Genomic DNA, 8,182 nt, shown 5'->3' with positions numbered 1-8,182 from the left:
CGGGGTCTAGGAGTGGGCGAGCCTCTTGTTGACCAGACGGGTCAGCCAGGCCGGGGAGAAGCGCGAGCCGGCCGAGAGCACCTTCGTCTGCAGCCCGACCGGGAAGTGCACCTGGTGCAGCGCACCGCGGGCGCGGCCCGGCTCCACGGCCAGCAGGACGGCGTCGGCGACGTCCTGGGCGGTCAGCCGGATGCCGAGCGAGTCGGTGGTGCCGGTCGACATGTCCGCCGTCATGGCGGTCTGCACGAACAGCGGCCACAGGGCGCGCACGGCGATGCCGTGGCGGCCCCACTCGAGGTCGAGCGCCTCGGTCAGGCCGCGCACGTAGAACTTGGTGGCGCTGTAGTTGGCGAGCTCGGCCTGGCCGTAGATGGCGGAGGCCGAGGCCATGTTCACCACGACCGCCCGGCCGTGCTCGGCCGCCGTGCGGCGCAGGGGGGCGAAGCCGGCGCGCAGGCCGTGCATGACGCCCTTGACGTTGATGTCGATCTCGCGGTCGTACGCCGCGGTGTCGCCGTCCTCGAAGCGCCCCGCGAGCAGGATCCCCGCGTTGTTGACCAGCGCGTCCAGGCGCCCGGTCCCGGCCACCAGGTCGGCCAGGACCCCCTCGAAGGCCTCGGCGTCGCGGACGTCGAGGCGGGCCGTGCGTACCTCGCCGGGCAGCGCCGAGGCCTCGTCGACGAGGTCCGCGAGGCCCGCCTCATCCACGTCGTACGCGCCGACGGTCCAGCCCTTCGCCGCGAACGTCAGCGCCGTCGCGCGCCCGATCCCTGCCGCGCCGCCGGTGACGGCCACCACCCGGTTCTCCATGGGCGACATTCCTACCAGCCGGTAACCCCGGTGCCCACCGGGTGGGACGGAGGTCACCGCGGCCCCCGGGGCGCGGGCCGGGGCTCAGGCCCCGGGCTGGTGCCGGACGGCGGGCTCGCGGACCACGGGCAGCGGCGGGACGCCTCCGAGGCACTTGCGGAAGCGCACGTGCAGCCCGTGGGCGGCGAGGGTGTCCCACAGCGCGGCGTGGGCCGACCACGGGAGGGGGTCCGCCCCCGCCCGCCACGAGTCCCCGAACGCGACCCAGACCGGCGTCCACGTCGCGGCGTCGTCCCACGCGCCGCGACGGGCCTCGACCATCCGGCGCCGCAGCTGGAAGGCGGCCCGCGGCCCGTCCGTGTGGACCGGCGCGGTCGCCACCGGCCAGACCCACAGGTCGAGCGACGCGAGGTCGGCGGACAGGTCGGGCAGCACCGCGGGGTCCACCAGCACGGTGGCCACGTTCTCGTGCGGACGCCTCACACCGCGGCACGCTACGCCGCGCCACCGACGCTGCCCAGACCCGATCCACAGGTCCGGCCCACCTCGGCGTCAGGTCGCCCTCAGCCGGCCCCCGTACGGTCGTGCCGTGACCCCCGCGACCTCCCGAGCCGTCCTCGTCGTCAACGGCGCGTCCCGTCGCGGCCAGGCGAGCGCGGCGACCGCCGAGCGGCTGGTGCGCGCCCAGGGCTGGCGCGACCTCGAGGTACGACGGGTGACCAGCGGGGACGAGCTCGCGCCGGCCCTGCGCGAGGCGGCCGCCAGCCGTCCCGACCTCCTCGTGGTCGGTGGCGGCGACGGCAGCATCAGCTGCGCCGCCGGCGCGGTGGCCGGGACGGGCGTCACGCTCGGCGTGCTGCCGCTGGGCACGGCCAACGACTTCGCCCGCACCCTTCAGGTGCCGACGACGCTCACGGGCGCCGTCGCCGCCCTCGCCGAGGGGCGCGTCGTCGACGTGGACCTGGGCCGGGTGGGCGCCACGGCCTACCTCAACGTCGCCTCGATCGGGCTGTCGGTGGGCGTCACCGAGAAGCTCAGCCCGCGCCTGAAGAAGCGGCTGGGCCCCCTGGCCTACCCCGTCGCGACGCTGGCCGCCTACCGGGCGCACGAGCCGTTCTCGGCCCGGCTGGAGTTCCCCGACGGCGACCACGAGCCGCTCGAGCTCGACGACCTGCTGCAGGTGGCGGTCGGCAACGGGCGGCACTACTGCGGCGGCAACGCCGTCTCCCCCACCGCCTCGCTGGACGACCACCTGCTCGACGTCTACGCCATCGTCCGCGGCCGCCTGCGCGAGCACGTCTCGATCGCCCGGCTCCTCAAGGACGGCTCGTTCGTCGACCACGAGCGCGTCACCCACGTCGCGACCCGGCGGGTCCGCGTCGTCACCGAGCCCACGCTCGGGGTGAACCTGGACGGCGAGGTCGCCGCCCGGACCCCGGCCGACTTCACCGTCGAGCGCAACGCCGTGCGGGTCGTGGTGCCCCAGCACAGCGACGCCGCCCGGCTGGACGGGCCGGGCGCGGGCCCCCGGGCCGCCGGGCCGCCGAGGGACCCTGAGCCCTAGCCTCGAGCCGATGCCGTCCGCCCTGCCCTCACCGCTGCCGCGGTTCGCCGAGGTCGCCCGCCACCGCCCGGTGGCGCTCGTGCAGCCCTCGACGTCGATGGCCGGAGCGCCCTGGGCGGCGGCCACCGGGCCGGCCCCGGAGCTGCGCAGCGACGCGGTGACGCTGCGCGCCCGGCGGACCGGTCGGCGGGTCGTCCTGGAGGTCGAGCGCGACGGGTCCACCGAGCGGCGGGCCAGCGCGCGCCACGGCTGGGTCCGCGAGGTCGACGAGCTCGCGGTGAGCGTCACCGGCCCGCTGGTGGTCGCCTGGTCCCGCACCGCGGGGCTGTGGACCGCCCGCGCCCGCACGTCCCTCGGCCAGCGCCCCTGGTGGCGCGGGCTGCGCCCCGGCGACGGGGTCGTCGACGCCGGCGGCTTCGGCCAGCTGGGGCTGCGCGACCTGCGCCTGGTCACCCACGCGGACGGCACGCCGTACCGCGAGGGCGCACCGGGCACGGGTCCGTTCCTGCTCACCGCGACCAGCGCCGGCCCCGGCGGCTTCCGCACGGGGCACACCTCGGTGTGGGCGCTCGACCCCGACACCCTCGACCTGGCCCACCGCGCCGACCTCTTCTTCCGCCACCCCGCCGGACCCGGCCACCCCGCCGGCACCGGCACAGCCGTCCCCGACGGCGCCGTGCTGGGGCACCACGCCACCCACCTCGTGCGCGACGGCGGCGCCTGGCGGGTCGCCACCAGCACCTGGGGCACCTTCGACCGGACGGCGCGGCCCGGCGTGGAGGTCCGCCTCGGACTGTCGCTGGCCGACCTCGCACGGGGTCGCCACGTGGTCACGGTCGAGCCGCTGGCGCTGCCCGTCGCCGACCTGGGCTCGGTCGGCGCCTGGGACGCCCAGCTCGTGCACGACGGCGAGCGGTGGCTGGTCGCCTTCGTGTCGGCGCGGAGGTTCTTCTCCTTCCACCCCGCCCTCGCCGCCGGGCACGACCTCGACGACCTCACGCTGCTCGGCGCGGCCCGCGACCGCGTCTTCTGCGAGGGGCCGACGCTCGCCCGGCTGCCCGACGGGTGGCGGCTGCTCGCCTCCGACGGCCGCGAGGAGTCCCCGCACCGCCGCGCCGGCTACCCGTGCTTCGACCTCGCGATGGCCGAGGTCGGGCGCCTCGACGCCACCTACCCGACCAACCTGCCCTGGCCGACCGTCGTCCCCCACGACGGCGGCTGGCTGATGGTCGGCTTCGACGGCTCGACGTACGGCGGGGGGCTGGTCGACTACGGCAGCCACGGCGCCGTCGTCGTGCAGCGCACCGCCTGAGCGGCGTGGGGCGGTCGCCCCGTGCGCGTCAGCCCGCGGCGGCCAGGGCCGCGAGCGCGGCGTCGTAGTCGGGCTCGGAGGAGATGTCGTCCACGAGCTGGACGTGGCGGACGACGCCCTCGCCGTCGACGACGACGACCGCGCGGGCGAGCAGCTGCGCGAAGGCCCCGTCGACCAGGCGCAGGCCGTAGTCCTCGCCGAAGCTGCTGCGGAACGCGGTGGCGACCACGACGTCGTCGACGCCCTCCGCACCGCAGAACCGACGCAGCGCGAACGGCAGGTCGTGAGACACGCAGACGACACGGGCCCCGTCGAGGCCCGCGGCGAGCTCGTTGAAGCGACGCACGCTCGCGGCGCAGACGCTGGTGTCGACGCTCGGGAACACGTTGAGCACCGTGGCGGTGCCCGGCTGCGGGCCGACGTCGGTCATGTCGGAGGTCAGCAGCTCGTACGACGGGGCGGCGCTGCCGACCTCGGGCAGGGGCCCGCAGGTCTCGCAGGGGGTGCCGCCGAGTGCGGTGGTGGCCATGGTGTCGCTCCTCAGGGGTCCAGCAGCTGGCGCAGGGCGCGCTCGGCCTCGGGGCCGGTGGCGACGTCCTCGGGGTCGGGTGGGGCGGGGGTGGTGACGTCACGGTCGACGCCGGTCAGGTCGACGTCGTAGCCGCCCGAGACGTCGGCGTCGGACTCGATCGACAGATCGTAGGTCCGGACCACGTCGTCCGGCCCGACGGCCACCTCGATCTCGAGGTCGGACTGCGCGGCGGGGCCGGTGAGCGCCAGCGCCGTGGTGAACGCGACGGCGTCGGCGCCCGCCGCGCTGGTCGCCTCGTCGTAGCCGACGGTGGTGGAGAAGACGCGCGTCGTGACGCCGTCGTGGCTCTCCGCGTCGTACTCCTCGACGTCCTCGGCGGCACGCAGCGCCAGCAGCGCGCCGAGCAGGCTCTCGGACCGGAAGCCCGGGGCGTCGAGCAGCGCGGAGGCGGGGCCGCGGACCCAGTCGGCGCCCTCGGGGAGCGTCACGCCCGGGGCGCCCTCCACGGCGGCCCAGGCGTCGGTGCCGTCGGACAGCACCGTGACCTGGCTGCGCTCGCCGTCGGCCCCGGCGCCGAGCCGGAGGTCGGCCACGCCGCTGTCGCGGTCCACCGAGCCGGTGGTCGACAGCGAGAACCCCTGCCCGCCGACCTGCAGCACCGCTCGGGAGGCGATCCGCAGCCGGGACGCCTCCATCGTGGCGTCCACCGCGGCGTCGAGGATCTCCGCGGGCTCGCGGTCGTCGTCGGCGCCCGGGGAGGACGACGCGCCGGCCGCGGGCGCGGCGGGAGCGGCCGGGTCCCCGGCGGGCGCGGCCTCCTCACCGCCGCACCCCGCCAGCACGAGCGGGGCGAGCAGTCCGAGGGCCGCGAGCCGGCGGGAGCCGCGCAGGGCGGGGGGTGGGCGGTGCACCCGAGGAGTGTGCCCGACCGGCGACCACCCCGACGGCAGAATGGCGAGGTGCCCGAGCTCGTCGAGGTGGAGTCCGCCCGTGCCGTCGTGGAGCGCTCCGCGCTCGGGCGCACCATCGTCGACGTCGACGACGCCGACACCTGGGAGTGCCGGCCCCACGCCCCCGGCGAGATCCGCGACGCCCTGCTCGGGCGCGAGCTCGTCGCCGCGCACCGCCGGGGCAAGGCCATGTGGTGCACCACCTCGTCCCGCGACGACGACGGGGACGACGGCCAGGACGGCCAGGACGGCCAGGACGGCGACGCCGGTCCCCGCCTCGGGATCCACCTCGGCATGAGCGGGCGGATCGTGGTGGCCGGCGCCGACGGCGACGGTGACGACGAGGGGGGTGACTACGCCGGGCCAGGGGGCTGGCGCCCGGGTGGCGAGGTCAAGCCGGAGTGGTACCGGTTCACGCTCACGTTCGCCGACGGCGGCGCCCTGCGGCTCTTCGACAAGCGCCGTCTCGGCCGGGTGCGGCTCGACCCCGACATCGACCGCCTCGGACCCGACGCCGGCGAGGTGGACCGCGACGACTTCCGCACGCGGGTCGGGCGCGGGACGGCCCCGCTCAAGGCCCGCCTGCTGGACCAGGCGACGGTGGCCGGGATCGGCAACCTGCTCGCCGACGAGGTGCTGTGGCAGAGCCGCCTGTCGCCGCAGCGACCCGCCGGGGAGCTCTCGGTCGACGAGCTCGACGAGCTGCGCCGCGAGCTGCGGAAGGCCATCCGCTCCGCGCTGCGGAAGGGCGGCGTACACACGGGCGAGGTGATCGCCCACCGCGGCGCCGGCGGGCACTGTCCGCGGTGCGGTGCCGCCATGACCCGGGCGACGGTGGGCGGCCGGACGACCTGGTGGTGCCCCGCCGAGCAGCGGTGAGCCGGGCAGCGGTGAGCCGGGCAGCGGTGAGCCCGGTGGCGGTGACGCGCTCGGGGCGGTCGGTGGACGTCCGTGCTCCCAGCCTGGCGGAACGGGTTACCGGCGCGTAACGTCGGCCCGCGTCAGGCGTTGACCTCGGTGACGCGACGCCCTGGGGAGGGACCGGCATGACTCGCACGCACGGCACGGCCGCCACACGCACGGTGCTCGGCACGACGGCGGTCCTGACCGCCACCGGCCTGCTGGCCCTCGGCGCCGCCCCCGCCGACGCCGCCGACCCCGTCGCGCAGGCCGAGGCGGAGGCGATCTCGCTGCGCGTGGGCGGGCAGTCGCTCACGGACCAGGTCGGTGGCCCCTACCGCGTGACCAACGACGGCGACCGCGAGACCACGTCGGGGACCAACCGGCCCCGTGCGACGTTCCTCGGCGGTCAGGACGACCTGCAGCTCGGCACGCTCGCGCAGGACGCCACCACCACCGTCACCGGCGGTCGGGGCTCCTCCGCGGCCTGCGCCGGCGTCGCCGGTGACGGCGCGAGCCTCGCCGCCGTTGGCGACGGCGGGGACTTCTGCCTCACCCCGGGCGAGACCGCGCAGCTCACCGCCGGCGCGCTCGACCTCGACGCCCTCGCCGACGTCTCCCTCGTCGAGGGCACGCCGTCGCTCGACGACCTCCTCGGCCAGCTCCCGCCTCCGCTCGACACGCTGCCCGACGCCTACGACGACCTCAACGCCGGCCTCAACGAGGCGCTCGAGCCGTTCGGCGACGCGGGTCTCGTCGTCGACGTCGGCGCGATCCAGAGCCGCTGCACCGCCGGCCCCGGCCGCGTCGCCGACGGCTCGGCCCGGCTCACCGACGTCGGCGTCTTCCTGCAGCTGCCGGAGGGCACCCCCGATCCTCCCGGCGAGCGGATCGACCTGGTCGACTTCACCCCGGACCCGGCACCCAACACCAACGTCGCCACCGACCTCGACGAGGTGGTCGACATCGTCGTCGGCGCCTTCGTCGACTCCCTCGACCAGTCCGACCTCCCGCCGGAGCTGACCGGCGGCCTCGAGGAGGTCCGCGAGGCGGTGCGGGACAACCTCACCTCCCAGCTCGCCGACCGGCTCGGGCCCCTCGACCAGAACGTGCTGTCCGGGACGCTCAACAAGCAGACCCGCTCCCCCGGCGCCATCGAGGTGACCGCGCTGGACCTGCAGGTGCTGCCCGCCATCGCCGACCAGGTCGGCTTCGCCGCGGTCGACGCCCAGCTGGGCCGCTCCTCCTGCGGCCCCGGCGGCACCGTCGACCGTCCGACCCCGACCGAGCCGCCGGCGACCCCGCCCGCGGACCCGCCGGCCGGCGGCCAGGTGCCCGCCACCCCCGCCGTCCCGCGGTCGGTGCCGGCCGGTCTCGCCGACAGCGGTGACGGCGGCCTGCCGCCCGTCCTGGGTCTCGCGGCGCTGACCGCGCTGGCCACGGCCACGGGCGTCACCGTCGCCCGCCGACGCTCCCGCGCCTGAGGCCGCCGGCATGAGCGGCTCCTCCGCGTCCTCGACGGCCTCCGGCCTGGGGGCGGGCGTCCTGGTGATGGTCGTCGGCCTCGGCGGCTGGATGCTCCTCGGTCCCGACGACCCGCAGGCGGCGTACGCGGACCTCCCCCCGGCGGCGCCCGAGCGGCTGCTCGTGCCGTCGCTCGACATCGACGCCGACGTCGTGCCCGTCGCGCTGAGCGCGGACGCCGTGCTCGACCCGCCCCAGGACGGCGAGCTCGTCGGCTGGTGGGACGGCAGCGCCAGGCCCGGGGACCGCAGCGGCCAGACGGTGATCACCGGCCACACCGTGCACACCGGGGGCGGGGCGATGGACCCGATCGTCGACGTCGAGGCCGGCCGGGTGGTCGACCTCCGCACCGACGAGGGCACGATGCGCTACCGGGTCACGCACAGCGAGGTCGTGGAGCGCGAGGACCTGGCCTCCCGCGCCGAGGACATCTTCGGCCAGGACCGCACCGCCGGCCGGCTGGTGCTCGTCACCTGCACGAACTGGGACGGCTCGGTCTACGAGGACAACATCGTGGTCTACGCGAAGCCGCTCGGCTCCCCCGCCCCCGACGCCTGAACGACCTCCCCGCAACGCCACGAGGGGCGCGC

Annotated in this window: 9 protein-coding genes; 5 read left to right on the top strand and 4 right to left on the bottom strand. The window is 76.7% G+C overall.

What is annotated here, in order from left to right; translation table 11 throughout:
* Positions 1-6: 6 nt before the first annotated feature.
* Entirely contained in the window at positions 7-810 is an 804-nt protein-coding gene (locus ABD158_RS07920) for an SDR family oxidoreductase (RefSeq protein ID WP_344005877.1), read from the bottom strand.
* A gap of 84 nt (positions 811-894) precedes the next feature.
* Positions 895-1,293: a hypothetical protein gene (locus tag ABD158_RS07915; RefSeq protein WP_344005875.1), complete on the bottom strand. Its 399-nt coding sequence runs from the start codon at positions 1,291-1,293 to the stop codon at positions 895-897.
* Between the two features lie 106 nt (positions 1,294-1,399).
* Here ABD158_RS07915 and ABD158_RS07910 point away from each other — a divergent pair, with 106 nt between their 5' ends.
* Both ABD158_RS07910 and ABD158_RS07905 read left to right on the top strand, forming a co-directional pair.
* Positions 1,400-2,374: a lipid kinase gene (locus ABD158_RS07910; RefSeq protein ID WP_344005873.1), complete on the top strand. Its 975-nt coding sequence runs from the start codon at positions 1,400-1,402 to the stop codon at positions 2,372-2,374.
* 10 nt (positions 2,375-2,384) lie between these two features.
* Positions 2,385-3,686 (top strand): hypothetical protein, encoded by a 1,302-nt coding sequence (locus ABD158_RS07905; RefSeq protein ID WP_344005871.1) that lies wholly within the window; start codon positions 2,385-2,387, stop codon positions 3,684-3,686.
* 28 nt (positions 3,687-3,714) lie between these two features.
* Here the strand turns inward: ABD158_RS07905 and tpx are convergent, their stop codons facing one another.
* Positions 3,715-4,215 (bottom strand): thiol peroxidase, encoded by a 501-nt coding sequence (gene tpx / locus ABD158_RS07900; RefSeq protein WP_344005869.1) that lies wholly within the window; start codon positions 4,213-4,215, stop codon positions 3,715-3,717.
* An 11-nt stretch (positions 4,216-4,226) separates the two neighbouring features.
* Positions 4,227-5,129, bottom strand: a complete 903-nt coding sequence (locus ABD158_RS07895) for a hypothetical protein (RefSeq protein ID WP_344005867.1) — start codon at positions 5,127-5,129, stop codon at positions 4,227-4,229.
* 48 nt (positions 5,130-5,177) lie between these two features.
* Here ABD158_RS07895 and ABD158_RS07890 point away from each other — a divergent pair, with 48 nt between their 5' ends.
* From ABD158_RS07890 to ABD158_RS07880, 3 genes are all read left to right on the top strand, one after another.
* Positions 5,178-6,047 carry a DNA-formamidopyrimidine glycosylase family protein gene (locus ABD158_RS07890; protein ID WP_344005865.1) on the top strand — a complete coding sequence of 290 codons (870 nt, stop codon included), beginning with the start codon at positions 5,178-5,180 and terminating at the stop codon, positions 6,045-6,047.
* A 167-nt stretch (positions 6,048-6,214) separates the two neighbouring features.
* Complete coding sequence (locus ABD158_RS07885; protein WP_344005863.1) at positions 6,215-7,552, top strand: hypothetical protein; 1,338 nt, start codon at positions 6,215-6,217, stop codon at positions 7,550-7,552.
* Between the two features lie 10 nt (positions 7,553-7,562).
* The gene (locus tag ABD158_RS07880; RefSeq protein WP_344005861.1) at positions 7,563-8,150 is read left to right on the top strand and encodes a class F sortase; all 588 of its coding nucleotides are present in this window, start codon (positions 7,563-7,565) and stop codon (positions 8,148-8,150) included.
* The last annotated feature ends 32 nt before the right edge of the window (positions 8,151-8,182 follow it).

The sequence above is a fragment of the Nocardioides lentus genome (assembly GCF_039529515.1).
GTDB classification, from domain to species: domain Bacteria; phylum Actinomycetota; class Actinomycetes; order Propionibacteriales; family Nocardioidaceae; genus Nocardioides; species Nocardioides lentus.
The sequence above is the reverse complement of the archived record's forward strand: the minus strand, read 5'-3'. Positions and strand labels throughout refer to the sequence as shown.